The sequence below is a fragment of the Kribbella sp. NPDC005582 genome (assembly GCF_040605415.1).
Classification (GTDB): Bacteria; Actinomycetota; Actinomycetes; order Propionibacteriales; family Kribbellaceae; genus Kribbella.
The window spans coordinates 1439695-1455871 of sequence record NZ_JBEXCU010000001.1 but is presented as its reverse complement, the minus strand read 5'-3'; the positions used below and the strand labels follow the sequence as shown (position 1 = coordinate 1455871).

Here is a 16177-nt window from a genome sequence, read left to right as displayed (position 1 = left end):
GGTCAACTTTACAAAGTCGCCGCGTGCACGTCCCAGTCCTCTTCCAGGACCGGGGCGACCTCGACTGTGCTGGTCACATCCACGAACTGACCGGTGTCGATCGAGTCGGTGATGGAGGCCATCACGTCGACCACGTGGAAAGCGAGCGCTCCGCTGGCCCGGTGCGGCCGGTCCGCGCGGATCGCGCGAGCCATCTCCAGTACGCCGGTACCGCGCTGGGCCGTCGCTTCGGTCGTGGTCAGCGTCTCCCAGTCCTCAGCACCCCGGCGGCGGATCTTGATCTCGCCGTCGAACCCGTTCGGGTCCGGTACGGCGAGGGTCGCCTCCGTGCCGGTGATCTCGACGAACCCGTGCCGCGGCAGCGGTGAGTCGAAGCTGAAGATGCTCTGCGACGACTGCCCCGACTCGAACTTCGCGAGCGCGCTGACGTGCGTCGGAACCGTCACGTCGAAGTCGGTGCCGGCCAGCGGACCCGATCCGATCGTGCGCTTCTCCTTCGACTTCGACCCGATGCCGGCCACCGCTGCGACCGGGCCGAACAGCTGGACGAGCGTGGTCAGGTAGTACGGGCCGATGTCCCACAGCGGGCCGGCGCCTTCCTGGAACAGGAACGCCGGGTTCGGGTGCCACGACTCCGGGCCGGGCGACTGCATCAGGGTCAGCGCGGTCAACGGCGTACCGATCTCGCCACGCTCGATGATCCGGCGCGACTCCTGCAGACCCGGACCCAAGATGGTGTCGGGAGCGCAGCCGAGCCGGAGCCCGGCGTCCTGCGCGGCCGCCAGCAGCTTGCGGCCGCTCTCCTGGTCGAGCGAGAACGGCTTCTCGCTCCAGACATGCTTGCCTGCGGCAACGGCTGCCAGGGCCACCTCGACATGCGCGACCGGGATGGTCAGGTTGACCACGATCTCGACGTCCGGGTGGTTCAGCACGGCCTCGGGAGCCCCGTGGGTCTCGACGCCGTACTCACTCGCCTTGTCCTTGGCGGCCTCGGGCCGAAGGTCGCCGATCGCGACGACCTTCAGGTCGGGAAAGCTCTGCATGCTCTTGAGGTAGGCGTCGGAGATGACTCCGGCGCCGATCACGCCTACGCCGACAGCGGTCATGCGGGTGCGCCCTCTCCGGTCAGGAACTTGAAGGAGCCCTCGACGGCGTCGAAGATCTCGCCGGTGAAGTCGTCCAGCTCGACCACGCGCAGAGCCTGCGGGGCCGCGGCCAGGATGTCGGCGATCGCGATCGTGCCGTCGCCGACTGCCGTCTGGGCCTTGTTGTTCAGCGTGCCGTCGCCATCCTTGACGTGGATCGCCTTGACGCGGTCGCCCCACTTCTTCAGCAGGGCCGGGATGTCACCGCCACCGACGACGCCCCAGTAGGTGTCCACCTCGAGGATCACGTTCTCGTTCAGGTGGTCGACGAAGATCTCCAGCGGGTGGGCGCCGTCGATCTTGTTCTCGAACTCGAACTGGTGGTTGTGGTAGCCGACCGTGATGCCGTGCTCGGCGGCCTCGACGGACGCCTGGTTCAGGGCCTCGGCGGTCGCCTTGATGTCGTCGGCCGACAGCCAGCGGGCCGGGTCGACGTGCGGGTCGATGACGGTGCCGATGCCGAGCTTCGTGGCGGCCTCGTAGATCGCCGCAGCCTCACCCTTGAGCAGGCCGGCGTGGGTGGTAGGCGCCGAGAGACCGTGCTTGGGCAGCGCTTCGGCCAGCCGGTCCGCGTTCGCCGGGATGCCGAACGGTTCCACCTTGGTGAAGCCGATCTCGGCGATCCGGGCCAGGGTGGCGTCGAAGTCCTCTTCGAGCTTGTGCCGGACCGTGTACAACTGGAGGGACAGGTTGTCCACTGCGACCATGGGTTTCTCCTCGTGACCGGCACCGCGCCCGCTGCCCTGGAGCCGCCGTACCGGTGTGGTAGCCGAACCGGTTAAGTAACGCTGGCAACCGTATCCCACAGCAGGTCGCCCCGACTAGGGTCAGCCCAGACCTCGAACGAACGCGACCGGAACCGGCGAGTTCCGATATGCGACCAATAGGGTCACTCTCTGCGCCCACTTGGTGACACGGCGTGGAAACGCGCGCACACTGGAGGATTCCGGACCGACCGTCAGCGGTCCGGCCGCCCGTGAGGAGTTTGTTGTGCCCCGAGTCACCATCAAGGAGATCGCACGCCGCGCCGGCGTCTCCAAAGGCGCGGTGTCCTACGCGCTGAACAACCAGCCCGGAGTCTCCGCGGCTACCCGTGCGCGGGTCTTGAGAGTCGCCGAAGAAATGGAGTGGGTTCCGAACCGTGCCGCCCGTCAGCTGTCCGCGGCACGCAGTGAGACCTTCGGCCTGGTGCTGGCGCGATCCGCGCAGACCCTGACCGAAGAGCCGTTCTACATGGGCTTCGTGGGAGGTGTGGAGTCCGTGCTCGCCGAGCGCTCGTACGCGTTGGCCCTTCAGGTGGTGACCAACTTGGACGACGAGCTCGCGACGTACCGGAAGTGGGCCGCGGAACGCCGCGTCGACGGAGTGATCGTGGTCGACCTCCGGGTCGCCGATCCCCGGATCCCGTTGCTGCGCAAGCTCGGGCTGCCCGCCGTACTGGTCGGTGACCCCGAACTGGCCGACGGCCTGCCCTGCGTCTGGACCGACGGCACCGCCGCCATGCACACCGCCGTCGGCCACGTCGCCTCCCTCGGCCACCGCCGCGTCGCCCGAGTCGCCGGACCCCCGGAGTACGGCGATGTCTGGATCCGCGACCGCGCTTTCGCCGCCGCGAGCAGCCGCTACGGCCTGCAGACCAACGTCATCCACACCGACTACTCCGCCGACCAAGGTGCCGCCGCCACTCGCGACCTACTCGCCGCCGACCCGCGACCGACCGCGATCATCTACGACAACGACCTGATGGCCGTCGCCGGTCTCGCGGTCGTCCAAGGCCTCGGCGCCGTCGTACCGCGTGATGTCACCCTGGTCGCCTGGGACGACTCCACCCTGTGCCGCATCACCCACCCCCGCCTCACCGCCATGTCCCACAACATCGTCGCCTTCGGCGCCGAAGTAACCCACCGCCTCCTCGCCCTCCTCGACCGCACCCCCACCCCCGCCCATCCCCCCACCACCCCCCTCCTCATCATCCGAGACTCCTCCGCCCAGCCCCCGCCCTAACCATTTGGCTGCCTAGCCACGGAGATTGGGGGTTAAGCACCCATATCCACGGTGCTTAACCCCCAATTCGCCTGCCCAGCCAGCCAAATGCGGATCCCCCGACGCGCGCCCGCACCGGCTCGGGGTTGGGGGTGCGCATTTGAGTGCCTCGCCAGCGAGTTCGGGGGTTGTGCACTCGTATTCACGGTGCTTAACCCCCAAGGTGGCTGCCCAGCCAGCCCAAATGGGGTTAGGCGGTGACGGTGACGGGGAGGCCGTTGACTGCGGCGGTGCCGGAGATGGGGTCGGTGAGGGCGGCGTCGGTTAGGTCGTTGAGGGAGATGCCGGGGAGTTGGGTGGCGATGGCGAGGTGGACGCCGGGGCGGGTGTGGCCGTAGCCGTGCGGGAGGGAGACCACGCCGGGCATCATGTCGTTGCTGGAGGCAACTTCTACGGTGAGGGCGCCGGCGGCGGAGGTGATGGTGACGAGCTGGCCGGTGCTGAGGGAGCGGTCGGCGAGGTCGGTGGGGTGCATCAGGAGGTGATGGCGGGGTTTGCCTTTCACCAGGCGGGCCGAGTTGTGCATCCAGGAGTTGTTGCTGCGCAGGTGGCGGCGGCCGATCAGGAGCAGTTCGCCGGGAGCTGTCACCGGCAGTTCGGACAGACGATCGAGGTCGGCGAGGATCAGCGGCTGGTCGAGGTTGATCCGTTTGTTCTTGTGGAACAGGGCTCCGGGCAGCGCTGGTTGCAGCGGGCCGAGGTCGATTCCGCCGGGTGACTTCCGCAGTTTGCGGAGTGACAGCTTGTACGGGCCGATCCGCAGTCCCACGTCGACGATCCGGCGCGGCGCCAATCGCAGTCGCGCCTCCGTGACGAGTCGCCGCCGGCTCAGCGGCGTACGTCGTACCAGCGCGGTGCCGAGGTCGCGGAAGATCTCCCAGTCGTGCCGAGCCGCAGCCGGCTTCGCCAGTACGGCGTCGTTCCAGCGGGCCGTGTTGCGGACCGCGAGGTTGTGGAAGATCACGTCGTAGTGCTCGCGCTCGAGCGGCGGTGCCGGGGGCAGGATGACGTCGGCGTGCCGCGTGGTCTCGTTGATGTACGGATCGATCGCGACCATGAACTCGAGCGACTCGAATGCCTCGTCGAGCTTCCGGCCGTCCGGCGTCGACAGCACCGGGTTCCCGGCGATCGTCACCATCGCGCGGATCTGCCCTTCGCCCGGCGTCAGAATCTCCTCCGCCATCACCGACACCGGCAGTTCGCCGCCGAACTCCGGCAGCCCGCGGACCCGGCTCGACCACGCGCCGAGATGCCCACGCCCGAGTCCGATCAGCGCGTTCACCGCCGGCCGCGGGAACATCGTGCCGCCCGGCCGATCCAGGTTGCCGGTGATGATGTTCAGCACCTGAATCGCCCACTGGCACAGCGCGCCGAACTGCTGCGTCGAGACCCCGACCCGTCCATAGACGGCGGCACGTCCCGCGGTCGCGTACTCACCGGCGATTCGCCGGATCACGTCCGCGTCGATCCCGGTCAGCGCGGCCGCACGCTCCGGCGTCCACTCCTCGACTGCTGCTTCCACCGCCGCCAGCCCATCGACGTACGGCGCCGGTCGCGCATTGCCGTCAGCGATCACCTGATGAATGAGCGCGAGCAGGAAAGCCGCGTCGGTCCCCGGCCGGACGAAGTGGTGTTCGTCGGCGACCGCCGCGGTCTCGGTACGGCGCGGATCGATCACCACGACCTTGCCGCCGCGCTTGCGCACATCCTTGATCCGCCGCCCGAAGCCGGGCGCGGTCATCATGCTGCCGTTCGACGCGAGCGGGTTGGCGCCCAGCATCAGCAGGTACGACGTGCGGTCGATATCAGGCACCGCGATCATCAACTGATGCCCGTACAGCAGGTACGACGCGAGCATCTGCGGCAACTGATCGATCGACGTGGCACTGAACTTGTTCCGCGTACGCAACTGCCGAACCATCGTCGGCATGTGCGTCAGCGCACCGAGGCTGTGCACGTTCGGGTTGCCGAGATACACGCCGAGCGAGTTCCGGCCGTGCTCGCGCTGGATCGCGGTCAGCTTGCTCACGACCAGTTCGTACGCCGCCTCCCAGCCGATCTCCTGCCAGCCGTCCGCAGTACGCCGTACTGGAGTGGTGAGGCGGTCCGGATCCTCCTGCAGGTCGCGCAGCGCGACCGCCTTCGGGCAGATGTGGCCGCGGGACAGTGGGTCCGACTCGTCGCCGCGGATGTCGGTGACATGGCCGTCCTCGACCGTCACCAGCACTCCGCAGATCGCTTCACACAGGTTGCACGAGGTCCGCCGTACCGTGGTCGCCATCCCGCCAACTTACCCCCGGGTAGCGAAGCTCGCCATCAGTCGAAGCGCGCCTCGTCGAGCCGGCCGAGGATGGTGTCGACGATCTCGGCGGCGGACAGGTCGGAGTTGTCGAGCCAGAGGCCGCGCCGCGGGCTGAAGGCGTGCAGCTCGTAGTCGAGCTCGTCGACCAGGTGATACGAGCCGCCGAGCCGCCCGGAGATGACCTCGGGCCGCGGCGTCAGTACGACGAGGTAGCGCGGGCGGGTGCGGATGCCGTCGAGGAACTCGCGGAGCAGCTCGCCGATCACGACGTCCTGGAGGATGACGGTGAAACCGGCCTCGGCGTACGAGTCGGCGGCCTGGCAGGCGAGCCGGAAACCGAGCTGCATCTGGCGCTGCGCCTCGGCCGGATCGTCGGTCATCGTGGCGTGCCCGCTGACGATCATCCGGCGGAACAGATTGCCCGGAATGTTGACGCCGTACTCGAAGCGCTCGGCGAGCATTTGGGCGACCGCGGACTTCCCGGCAGCCATGATTCCGCTGACGACGATCACCCCAGCGGACTCCATGCTGGTGATGGTGCCACGCCTGGCGGAGGTTTAGTCAGGTTTCCGGCGAACTTGTCGTTCTGTGGACGAGAAATCCTTGGTTTGTAAGGGCTTTTCGCTCAGCAGCGAGTCGATGTGAAGGCGAAGCAGTCGCCGCAGCCGAGTCGCCGTGGTGTGGTTCGGCTGGATGGCCGCATGCAGTGCGAGACCGTCGATCAAGGCATGCAAACGTTCCACCTCCAACCGCAGGTCCAGACCGTCGCGCAGTGCACCGGCCTCGGCCAGGGCGTTCACCAGCTCGGCGCAGAGTTCGCGGAGCCCGTTGTGCACCGTCTCGACGGTGTCGTGCAAGGTGCCGGCGCCGGACTCGGCCTGGGCCTGGGCCATGAAGGCGAGCCAGACGTCGAACTCCGCCTTCCGCTCGGCGTCGAGCGGAAGTGCCTCCTCCAGATAACGCAGTACGACGACGGTCGGGCTGCCCTTCGCGCCACCGCGCGCGGTCAGCGCGGTGATCCGATCGCCGACCCGGCGCGAGACCAGCTCCATCGCGAAGCTGAGCAGACCGTCCTGATCGGGGAAGTAGTAGCGCACGGCGCCGGCGGACCAGCCCGCCTCGGCGGCGATGGTGCGGACCGACGCGGCGCGGATCCCGTCGCGGCGGACCACCCGCCACAGAGCCTGGGCGATCTCTTCGCGGCGGGCGTCGTGGTCGACGATCTTCGGCATGGGCCCTTTTTAGCACACCTGTGTTATCGTCGTTTCACAACACGGTCGTACTAAAACGAACGAGGGGTGAACCGCTGTGCTGCTCGCTGTGATCGCTGCGTGCGAGATCGGGTTCTGGGTCCTGCTCGCCGCCGGGATGGCGACGCGCTACCTCTTCCGGCTGCCGAGAGTCGGCATGGTGCTGCTGATGATGGTTCCACTGGTCGACGTGGTGATGCTGGTCGCGAGCGTGATCGACATCCACCGCGGCGGCGAGCCGTCGTTCAAGCACTCACTGGCGGCGATCTTCATCGGGGTCAGCGTCGGCTTCGGTCATCAGACGCTCAAGTGGGCCGACGGCTGGGCGGCGTACCGGTTCGCCGGCGCGCCGCGGCCGGTGAAGCCGCCGAAGCGCGGCCGGGAGCGCGCCCGCCGCGAGCGTGCTGGGTGGTTCCGGCACCTGCTCGCGTACGTCGTCGGAGTCGGCATCATGATCGCCCTTGGCCTGCTGTCCGGGAAGGGGTACGACGCCGCGCTCGGCCCGGCGTGGGGCTGGACGGTGGTGCTGGTGATCGACGCGATCGTCTCGTTCAGCTACAGCTTCGACGGCGACTCCGCCGACGATGCGGCGCCGAAGACGAAGCAAGTCGCCTGATATCCCGGACCGGCCGGTCCGCTCGTCGTAGATTGCGGCCATGACGACGATCGGGCGGGTCTGGTTCTGGGTCACCGCGGCGGCTGTGCTGGCAGGAATCGTGATCCAGCTGATCGTGACAGCACAGGGGCACGAGGGCTTCTTCACGGAGAACCCGGAGCGCGTGCTCAACGTCTTCGCCTACTTCACGATCCAGTCCAACATCCTGCTCGGCGCGACGGTGCTGCTGGATCCCCGCAGCACGCTGGTCAAGACGCTGCGGCTGAACGGCGTGCTCTGCATCGCGGTGACCGGCATCGTCTATCACTTGGTCTTGGCCGGCTCGGACAATCCGACCGGCTGGGCGGCGGTCGCGAACTTCCTGCTGCACACAGCGACCCCGGTGCTCGGCGTACTGGGGTGGGCGCTCTTCGGCCCTCGCGGAAGGACGGACCTGCGGATCGTCGGCTGGTCGCTCGTGTTCCCGCTGCTGTGGCTGGCCTTCACGCTCATCCGCGGTGAGTTCGTCGGCTTTTACCCCTATCCGTTCATCGATGTCACCGAGCTCGGATATGGACAGGTGATCCTGAACTGTCTGCTCGTCGCGGTACTGTTCCTGGCTCTGGCGGCGGGGGCCACGGCCCTTGATCGCCGGCTCAGGAAAACCGTTGAAGGGTAAGGATCCTTGTTAGTCACGTCCCGCTCGTACGCCGAGTACGAGGCGATGTTCGACCTGACCGAACTACCTGCCTCGGTGCTCGACTGTTCGGCCGGCGGATCGAGTTTCACCGCTGAAGCCGCCGCCCGCGGGGTCGACGTGGTGGCCGTGGACCCGGCGTACGAGTTGTCGATGCCGGAGCTCGTCGACACCGTCCGGCGCAGCTTGCCGGTCGGCAGCGAGATCGTCGACACGCACGCCGACAAGTTCGTCTGGAGCTGGTACGGCGCTCCCGCGCGCCGCGACGAGATGCGGCTGGAGGCGGCCGACCGCTTCCTGCAGGACATCGGCGAGGCACCCGATCGGTACGTCGCGGGCCGGCTGCCGGAGCTGCCGTTCGAAGACGGTCGCTTCGAGCTGGCGCTGTGCTCGCATCTGCTGTTCACCTGGGCCGACACGTTCGACCGGGACTGGCATCTGGCCGCGCTGCGGGAGCTGGTCCGGGTCAGTAGTGGCGAGGTGCGCGTGTTCCCGCTGGTGCTTCAGGGCACGGGCGAGCCGGTGCCGTTCCTGCCGGAGGTGCTGGACGAGCTCGCCGACGTCCGCTGGGAGACCCGCAAGGTTCCCTACGAGTTCCAGGCGGGCGCCGACGAGATGCTCGTGATCACTCACTCCTGAGGGGATGGGAGGAGTGCCCGCCGACTACGGCAGGAAGCGTCCGCAGACCGGCCACGGTGAGTTGCCGCGCTGCGCGTAGAGCTTCTTCGCGCGCATCAGCTGCTCGGCCGCCGAGGCCTGCGCGGGGCTGCCGCTGCCGCCGACACTGCGCCAGGTCTGCTTGTCGAACTGGAACAGGCCGAAGTACTTGCCGTTCGGGCTGACGGCGCGCGGGTTGCCGCTGGACTCGCAGTTGGCGACCTTGCGCCAGGCGGCGCTCATGCTCACGGAGCCGCCGTTCGACGGGCGCTCCGCGGAGCGGTTGGTCCGCGGCTTGCGCACGGTCTGCTTCGAGACGATCTTCTTCTTGGTGACGACCTTCGACTTCGGCGCGACCCGCTGCTTCGGCGCGGTGGCCTTCGGGGTGCCGTCGAGTGTCAGGGTCTGGCCGATCAGGATCAGATCGGGGTCCTTCAGGTTGTTGATCTTCGCCAGCTGGTGCCAGTCGGCACCGGTCGCCTGCGCGATCTCGGAGAGCGTGTCTCCGGCTTTCACCTTGTAGTCGGTCGCGAACGCCGCGCCGGTGGCAGCGACGGTGATCCCGGCGCCGAGACCGGCGACGGAGAGGGTCCGGACCACCCGGCGGGTACTTCGCCGGGGGCGCGCATGTCGGGCTTTGGACATCGGTAAGGCGCTCCTCGTGAGCTTGGGCATGGTGGAGGACACCAGCCCCCCAGGCAGGGGAGGGGGCACCCGGACAGGTAACGAAAGGGAGTCCGGATGATCACGTCCAGGTCACGACGCGATGGAAGTCATCCTGTGGGACGAGCGCGTGGAGCGCAAGGCCAGATCGGGATCTGCCCCGATTTTTTCTCTCCCTTGACGTACCGAAAGCCCAACAACAGAACGGTTTCCGGGCCATAAACCGATCGGTTTCAGTGTCGGAAATATCGCTCCGGAACGAGGTCGATCGTGAGCTTCCGGATCACCGCGCGGTCGGTCTCGGGCCACGACTGCCAGACCTCGTCGGCCCAGGTCAGAATTGCCTTCTCAACCTGCTCGGGACCGCCCGCGGCCAGTACGTCGGACGCCGTCAGCCGGCCGACCGACGCGGGTGGCGTCAGCTCGGGCCAGTCGTCGAACGAGTTCGCCATGATGCCGTGCGCGGTGCGGACGTCGAGGTTGCCAGAACCGCGTTCGAGGAACATGTAGAGACCGTTCAGCGCGAAGACCGGTCCGATCCGCGGAGCGCCGACTCTCACATGCTGGCCGCCGTACGCGTCGATGCGCAGCTGGTGCAGGTAGCCGAGCCGAACCTGGTGCTCGACCTCGAATCCGAGCAGGTCACCGGCCACCTTCAGGCACGCCGGCGAGGCGTTGTACCGCGGCGTGTCCGGCCACTGCGTCACCGGTAGCTCGACCCGGCAGCCGGGGCAGCGGCTGGATTCGTGCGTGTCATCTCCGGAGTTCACTCGTTGATGGAAACACGGGCACCGCCGTCCGGCAGCTGGTTTTCGCCATGTGCGGCGGCTGGCCGGCAGATGAGGCGACGGACGTGATGGGGGCATGCGGTGATCCGAGTAGCTCTCGGCCATCGCGGCACGATGGTGCGAGGCGCACTGGCCGCGGTGCTGGCAGGCGAGACGGACATGGAGGTCGTGGCGGAGCTGGACCGCTCCGAGGACGTTCTCCACGTGGCCGGCCGACGGCCGCACGTCGTGCTGCTCGATCCACAACTGCCCGGACGGATCCGGATCGAGGAGCTGTGCCGCAAGCTCACCCCCGACCGCGGGGTGCTGGTGCTGATCGATCACGAGGCGATCGCCGCGACGAGCCTGGCGCTGGTCAAGCAGGCGCCGCGGATCGGGCTGATCGCGACGGACGCGACCACGGACCAGCTGGTTCAGGCGGTTCGGGACGTGGCGAAGGGGCTTCCCGTGGTCGATGTGCGGCTTGCGGTGGCGGCGCTCAAGGCCGGTGACAACCCGCTCACCGATCGCGAGTGCGAGGTGCTCCGGCAAGTCACCACGGGTGCGACCGCGCAGGAGGTCGCGCGCACGCTCAGTCTGAGTGCGGGCACGGTGCGGAACTATCTGTCCAGGATTCTCGCCAAGACCGGTTCACGCAGCCGGATCGAGGCCATTCGGAAGGCTCAGGACGCCGGCTGGATCTGACCTGCCCGCGTCTGACCTGCCCGCGTCTGATCTGCCTGAAGCTGGCTGACGATCGGGTCCCAGTTGCCGTGCAGATCGCGGTACAGGCTGGAGCTGCGCATCAGGGCCTGATGCGTCCCGAGGGCCGCCTTGTTGCCGTCGAGCACGAGGATGCGGCGTGCTCGCAGTGCTGAGCTGATCCGGTGGGCGATGACCACCAGCGTCCCGCCACGACGCGCGAACGCTTCCTCGGCCTGCCGCTCGGCCTCTGGATCGAGGAAACAGGTCGCCTCGTCCAGTACGACGAGTGGCGCCGGCGAGAGGTAGGCGCGGACCAAGGCGAGCAGTTGCCGCTCACCTGCGGAAAGATCGGCGGGCTTCACGGTCGCGTCGAGCCCGCCTATTCGCTCGACCAGCGCGGTCGCGCCGATGGTGTCGATGGCAGTGGCCAGCTCGGTGGGTGTTGCGTCGGGGAGTAGATAGGTGAGGTTCTCCTCGACGGTCCCGCTGAAGACGTACGCCTCCTGCGGAATGAGGACGCGGGTCTCGGCCAGCCGCTCGGTGGTGAGCTCGGTCGGCGGTACGCCGCCCAGCAGCAATCGGCCGCCCGTCGGCGTCAGCATGCCGCAGACCAGCGCGGCAAGCGTCGACTTCCCGATCCCGCTCGGACCGACCACGGCCAGATGGTCACCGGCGGGGATGGTCAGGTCGAGCCGGTCGAGCACGGGCTCGGCCGCGGGTCCGTACGCGAAGGTCAGCCCGTGGGCGTCCACGTGGTGTCCATGGACGACATCCACCGGTCGAACCGGATCGTCCGGGCGGCTGGTGTCGAGGATTCGGCCGAGGGTGATCACGAATCGCAGGCCGCTGTCGCCCAACGCACCCATCACCTGGCCGAGCGCGGGTTGCAGCCCGATCAGCACGTAGGTGAGACCGCCGAGCAGCGTGCCGGTACTCACCCCGCGCCCGACCAGCCACGGGCCGGTCGCGAGCAGGATCAGCAACGGCAGCCAACCACCGACCGCGAAACACAACGTCCGCAGCGCGGAGACCTTGGCGAGCGCCCGCTCCGCCGCGGCATGGGCCTCGATCGGTTCGCCGACCAGGAACTCGGCGTACTCCTCGGTGCCGGTCGCCGTGATGTCGCGAACTCCACCGAACACCATGCCGGCCGCGGCCGCCAGGTCCTCGTCGGCCTGCAGCGATGCGCGGACCCGGTCGGCCGACATGCCCAGGACTCCCAGCGAGAGCGCGAAGCCGACGAGGAACGGCGGTACGACGAAGGCGGCAACCATCGGTGCCAACGACAAGAGCCCAGCCAGTACGCCGACCAGCGTGACCGCGAAGCTCCTGATCACCAGCACCAGTCCGGCGAACGTGTCCCGGACAATCTCGACCTGCCGGTTGAGCCGCGCGACCGCGCTGTCGTCTCCGGTCCGCAGTGCGCCGGCGACAACCCGCCGTACCAGGTCGTCGCGCACCGGCTCGACCAGATCACCGAGCCTGCTGTAAACCTGCCGGGCACCTGCCGCGCCCAGACCCGCGGCAGCCACCAGCCCGCCGAGCCACGCGATGCCCTGCCAGGCCTGCCCGGCGAGAAAGCTGTCGGTCGCCCGCGCTACCGCAACGCCGTAGATCGCGGTCGGCAGGATCTCCGGCACGGACCAAGCCACCAGCTTGACCGTAGCCCGCCGCCGCAACGACCGAGCTCCATATCGAAGCTCTCGTTTCACCCGAAGACCTCTCGGTACGACGTGTTGTTCCAGAGGTCGGCGTGGGGCGCTACGGCGCGGACCTGGCCGTGGTCGAGCCAGACGACGAGGTCGGCGCGGGCGGCGGTGGCCGGGCGGTGCGTGACGATCAGGCGGGTGCGGTGCTGGCGGTCCTCGGTGAGGGTGCGGCCGATCTGGCGCTCGGTCGCGGTGTCGAGGCTCGAGGTGGCGTCGTCCAGGACCAGCAGGCGATTGGCCGGCCAGGCACGGGCCAGGCCGAGGCGCTGCCGTTCGCCGCCGGACATAGGGGCCCTGCGCAACGAAGTGAAGTAGCCGTTGGGCAGTCGGCTGACGAAGTCGTGCGCGTGGGTCGCGCGCGCTGCGGCCAAGGTCCGCACGGGACTGATCGCGTCCGGGGCGATCGCCTCACCGATCGTCCGGCCGACCAGCTGCGGCCGCTCGAAGGCGCAGCCGACGGCGCGACGCAACGCGTGCCGACTGACAGCCTGCAGCGGTACGCCGTCCAGCGAGACATGCCCGGTGGACGGATCACGCAACCGGGCAGCGACCGCGGCGAGCACGGACTTGCCGGCGCCACTCGCGCCGACGACCGCGACCGTCATGCCACCTGGCAGATCGAAACTCACGTCGTTCAGCAGGACGTTCCCGTCGGCCACCACACTGATGTGGTCGAACGTGAGGTGCCCGGCTCCGTCCGGCAGGGTCAGCGAACCATGTGGCACGGTGGGGATCGCCGCCACCTCGGCGGCACGGTGGACACCGGCCTTCGCCCGGGCGATCTCACCGATCACGCCGGTCAGCGTGCCGAGGCCCGCGCCGAGGACGGCGTACTGCGAGGCGGCGAAGAGCTCACCGGCGGTGATCCGGCCAGCGACGAGCTGGAGGCCGCCGACAGCCAGCACAGCGACCAGCACCAGCGGACCGACGACTGCGGCCTGTGCGCCGGAGCGAGCCAGGATGCGCCAGGTGACAACACCTTGTTTGTGCAGTTCAGGCAGCAATCCAAGGATGCGTTGCTCCTCGCGCGCTGTCGTCCCGGCGGCGGCGATGGTGCGAATGCCGGTCAGCGATTCAGAGAGCCGAGCGGCGATCCGGCCTTGCGTCTCCTGATAGGCCAGGCTCACATCGGCGGTCCGCCGCGCGAACGCCAGCAGCACCAGCACGACCAGCACGACACCGCCGAAGAACGCGGCGGCGAGCCAAGGATCGATCAGCGCGAGCAACACCAGGCTGCCGATCGGCGGCGCGATGGCTGCAATCGCGGTGACCGCCGCGGGACCGGCCTGCGCGGCGTCGGTCGCGTTGGCGGAGACCCGCGTGACCAGGTCGCCGGTCTCGAAGCCACGACGACCTTCCGGACCACCGCGGACGACCTGCTGGACGAGGCGATGCCGCAGCCAGGCAGTCGTTTCGGCAACGCATGCGGCACCCGCGAACGCATCGATCAGGCTGGCCACGATGCCGAGAGTGATGACGGCAACCGCTGCGATCAGCCAGCGGGTGTACCCCGTCCCGGCGACGATCGAGTCGACCGAGCGGCCGAGGATCGTCGGCAGCGCAAGCGTTACGGCACTCCCGATCAGTGCGTTGAGCCCGATCAGCGGCAACCAGCCGCGACCGCGTTTCGCTACCGACGTGAACGTGATCATGACGAAAGCCCGAGGCCGGTGCGCTCCGCCAGGAACGCGAGCATGTCCGCTGCCAGACCGATCCCCTGACTCGCGGAGCCACCGGCATGCCCGGCCTCCGGATCCAGCCGCAGCAGAACAGGCGCCTCGCTCGCGGTCGCATGCTGCAACGCCGCGCACATCTTCCGCGAGTGCAGCGGATCAACGCGAGTGTCGTTGCCGAACACCGTGAACAGCACGGCCGGATACTTCACGCCGTCGCTGACCTGGTGGTACGGCGAGTAGGACAAGAGGTTCTCGAACTGCGCAGAGTCTTTCGCGGAACCGAACTCCGGCACCCAGCGCTCGCCCAGACCGGACAGCTCGTAACGCAGCATGTCCGTCAGCGGCGCTGAGCACACCGCGGCCGCGAACAGCTCCGGCCGCTGGGTCAGCACGGCCGCGACCAGCAAGCCGCCGTTCGATTCGCCGCACAGCGACAGTTGCTCGGTCGTCGTCCAGCCGGTAGCGATCAGATGCTCGGCGGCGGCGATGAAGTCGTCGAAGACATCCTGCTTGCGATCCAGCGTCCCGGCCCGATGCGACTCGGTTCCACGCTCACCGCCGCCACGCGTGGTTGCCGTGACGAAGACACCGCCGGCTTCGACCCACGCGAGCGCGAAGGCCGAGTACGTCGGAGTGAGCGTCTGACCGAATCCGCCGTACCCGTAAAGGAGTGTCGGCCGCGGCCCGTGGTTGCCGGGCTTGGCGATCACCAGAAGCTGGACCTCAGTACCGTCCGGGCTGGTCGCGACGAGCTGCTGCGACTCGGCCTCCGCTGCCACACCTGGAGGCTGCGACCAGAGCGTGGCCTGGCCGGTGGTGTGGTCGTAGCAGTAGACGGCAGACGGCGTCACGCTGTCGGTGTAGCTGAACCAGGCTTGGCGTCCGCCGTCAGGAAGCGTCGTCAGCGAGCTGACCGAACCGATCCCGGGCAGGGCGACATCGCTGACGTGCGCGCCGGTCCGCAGGTCGTGTACGGCGATGCCGGTCGGGCTCGCGAGCAGCAGGGCGTCGTCCAGGATCGCCAGGCCGGTCAGCGGCACGTCCGGGGTGACCAGGTCCTGCCAGAGCAAGGGATTGTTCGGATCGCCGACGCAGATCTTGCCGGTCGGCGCGTCCTTGGTGGTGACGACGTACAGCCGGCCGTCGGGGCCGACCGACATCACGGTCAGCGCGTCGATGCACTGCTGGATCGGGCGTGGTGGTTCGTCGCTCTCGAGATCCTGCAGCCACAGGTCGTTCGCCGCGCCACGCGCGGCAGAAATCGTCAGCCATCGACCGTCGGCGCTGAGCTCCAACCCGTACGACGCTTTGGCCGACAATACGACCGTGTCGTCGGCGACGTCGAGGTGGCGGCAGCGGACCTGCCGGAAACGTACGTAGTAGAAGGACTGCCCTTCCGGCAGCCAGGCGATCGGTGAGTAGCGGCAGCCGCCCAGTGGCTCGCCGACGAGGTCGCCGCTGTCCACGTCGAGGACGTACAGGACGGACTCTTCGGTCCCGCCGCGCGAGAGCTGGAAGGCGACCAGAGACCCGTCGGGCGAGGGCTGCCAGGCGTCCAGCGTGGTCAGCCCGGAGGGATCGAGCTCCATCGGGTCGAGGATCGCGCGCCGGCCGTCGTACAGGACCGGGTGTTGCCGGCCGGGGTCGCGGCGGAGCGTGAAACAGCGTCCGCCGTGCCAGGACGGCGTGGAGACGGTACCGACGTTCGAAAGGGCCTTCACCCGGTGACGGAACTGGTACCGGCCCGACAGCGTGGCCGCATGGTTCAGCCAGAGCTCGTCCTGGGCCGCGAGCCAGCGCTTGGTCTCGGAGGACTCGGCGTCCTCGAGCCAGCGGTAGGGATCCGCGATGGTGTGGCCGTGCACCTGCTCCACGAGCGGTAGCCGCTCGGCGCATGGATAGGACTGCACGGAATCGGACAACGGAGCTCCTTCGGTCGGATGAAGCAGACCGGACGGGAGACAGGTG

At 68.4% G+C, this 16177-nt stretch carries 15 protein-coding genes; 5 read left to right on the top strand and 10 right to left on the bottom strand.

Annotated features, from left to right (window positions below; all coding sequences use genetic code 11):
- Positions 1 to 8: 8 nt before the first annotated feature.
- Together ABZS29_RS07305 and ABZS29_RS07300 are read right to left on the bottom strand one after the other, a co-directional pair.
- Entirely contained in the window at positions 9 to 1106 is a 1098-nt protein-coding gene (locus ABZS29_RS07305) for a Gfo/Idh/MocA family oxidoreductase (protein ID WP_355459383.1), read from the bottom strand.
- Complete coding sequence (locus tag ABZS29_RS07300; RefSeq protein WP_355459381.1) at positions 1103 to 1852, bottom strand: sugar phosphate isomerase/epimerase; 750 nt, start codon at positions 1850 to 1852, stop codon at positions 1103 to 1105. The genes ABZS29_RS07305 and ABZS29_RS07300 overlap by 4 nt, the downstream gene beginning before the upstream one ends.
- 283 nt (positions 1853 to 2135) lie before the next feature.
- Between ABZS29_RS07300 and ABZS29_RS07295 the strand changes: the two genes are divergently transcribed.
- Entirely contained in the window at positions 2136 to 3149 is a 1014-nt protein-coding gene (locus tag ABZS29_RS07295; RefSeq protein WP_355459379.1) for a LacI family DNA-binding transcriptional regulator, read from the top strand.
- A gap of 229 nt (positions 3150 to 3378) precedes the next feature.
- Here ABZS29_RS07295 and ABZS29_RS07290 read toward each other — a convergent pair whose 3' ends face one another.
- Genes ABZS29_RS07290 through ABZS29_RS07280 form a run of 3 tightly spaced genes read right to left on the bottom strand, consistent with a single transcriptional unit; the run spans position 3379 to position 6722 of the window.
- A complete protein-coding gene (locus tag ABZS29_RS07290) occupies positions 3379 to 5469 on the bottom strand; it encodes a molybdopterin-dependent oxidoreductase (protein ID WP_355459377.1) in 2091 nt (696 codons plus the stop codon).
- Positions 5470 to 5504: 35 nt separating this feature from the next.
- Positions 5505 to 6017: a phosphotransferase gene (locus ABZS29_RS07285; RefSeq protein ID WP_355459375.1), complete on the bottom strand. Its 513-nt coding sequence runs from the start codon at positions 6015 to 6017 to the stop codon at positions 5505 to 5507.
- 30 nt (positions 6018 to 6047) lie between these two features.
- Positions 6048 to 6722, bottom strand: coding sequence for a TetR family transcriptional regulator C-terminal domain-containing protein (locus tag ABZS29_RS07280; protein ID WP_355459374.1), 675 nt, complete (start codon positions 6720 to 6722; stop codon positions 6048 to 6050).
- Between the two features lie 76 nt (positions 6723 to 6798).
- Here ABZS29_RS07280 and ABZS29_RS07275 point away from each other — a divergent pair, with 76 nt between their 5' ends.
- From ABZS29_RS07275 to ABZS29_RS07265, 3 genes are read left to right on the top strand one after another with little or no spacing between them, the layout of a single operon-like run.
- Complete coding sequence (locus ABZS29_RS07275) at positions 6799 to 7356, top strand: 2TM domain-containing protein (protein WP_355459373.1); 558 nt, start codon at positions 6799 to 6801, stop codon at positions 7354 to 7356.
- Between the two features lie 40 nt (positions 7357 to 7396).
- On the top strand, positions 7397 to 8014 hold the full coding sequence (locus ABZS29_RS07270; protein WP_355459372.1) for a Pr6Pr family membrane protein: 618 nt from the start codon (positions 7397 to 7399) through the stop codon (positions 8012 to 8014).
- A gap of 6 nt (positions 8015 to 8020) precedes the next feature.
- Complete coding sequence (locus tag ABZS29_RS07265) at positions 8021 to 8671, top strand: hypothetical protein (protein ID WP_355459371.1); 651 nt, start codon at positions 8021 to 8023, stop codon at positions 8669 to 8671.
- 24 nt (positions 8672 to 8695) lie between these two features.
- On the opposite strand, the gene ABZS29_RS07260 is transcribed toward ABZS29_RS07265, so the two are convergent.
- Both ABZS29_RS07260 and ABZS29_RS07255 read right to left on the bottom strand, forming a co-directional pair.
- Positions 8696 to 9334, bottom strand: coding sequence for a transglycosylase family protein (locus ABZS29_RS07260; protein ID WP_355459369.1), 639 nt, complete (start codon positions 9332 to 9334; stop codon positions 8696 to 8698).
- 251 nt (positions 9335 to 9585) lie between these two features.
- On the bottom strand, positions 9586 to 10122 hold the full coding sequence (locus ABZS29_RS07255) for a DUF5946 family protein (RefSeq protein ID WP_355459367.1): 537 nt from the start codon (positions 10120 to 10122) through the stop codon (positions 9586 to 9588).
- Positions 10123 to 10221: 99 nt separating this feature from the next.
- Between ABZS29_RS07255 and ABZS29_RS07250 the strand changes: the two genes are divergently transcribed.
- The gene (locus tag ABZS29_RS07250; protein WP_355459365.1) at positions 10222 to 10824 is read left to right on the top strand and encodes a response regulator transcription factor; all 603 of its coding nucleotides are present in this window, start codon (positions 10222 to 10224) and stop codon (positions 10822 to 10824) included.
- On the opposite strand, the gene ABZS29_RS07245 is transcribed toward ABZS29_RS07250, so the two are convergent.
- The 3 genes from ABZS29_RS07245 to ABZS29_RS07235 are packed head-to-tail and all read right to left on the bottom strand — an operon-like array spanning position 10803 to position 16131.
- Entirely contained in the window at positions 10803 to 12476 is a 1674-nt protein-coding gene (locus ABZS29_RS07245) for an ABC transporter ATP-binding protein (protein WP_355459364.1), read from the bottom strand. The two genes, ABZS29_RS07250 and ABZS29_RS07245, sit on opposite strands and share 22 nt — an antisense overlap.
- A 56-nt stretch (positions 12477 to 12532) precedes the next feature.
- Entirely contained in the window at positions 12533 to 14185 is a 1653-nt protein-coding gene (locus tag ABZS29_RS07240; RefSeq protein WP_355459362.1) for an ABC transporter ATP-binding protein, read from the bottom strand.
- Complete coding sequence (locus ABZS29_RS07235; protein ID WP_355459360.1) at positions 14182 to 16131, bottom strand: prolyl oligopeptidase family serine peptidase; 1950 nt, start codon at positions 16129 to 16131, stop codon at positions 14182 to 14184. The genes ABZS29_RS07240 and ABZS29_RS07235 overlap by 4 nt, the downstream gene beginning before the upstream one ends.
- Positions 16132 to 16177 lie beyond the last annotated feature (46 nt).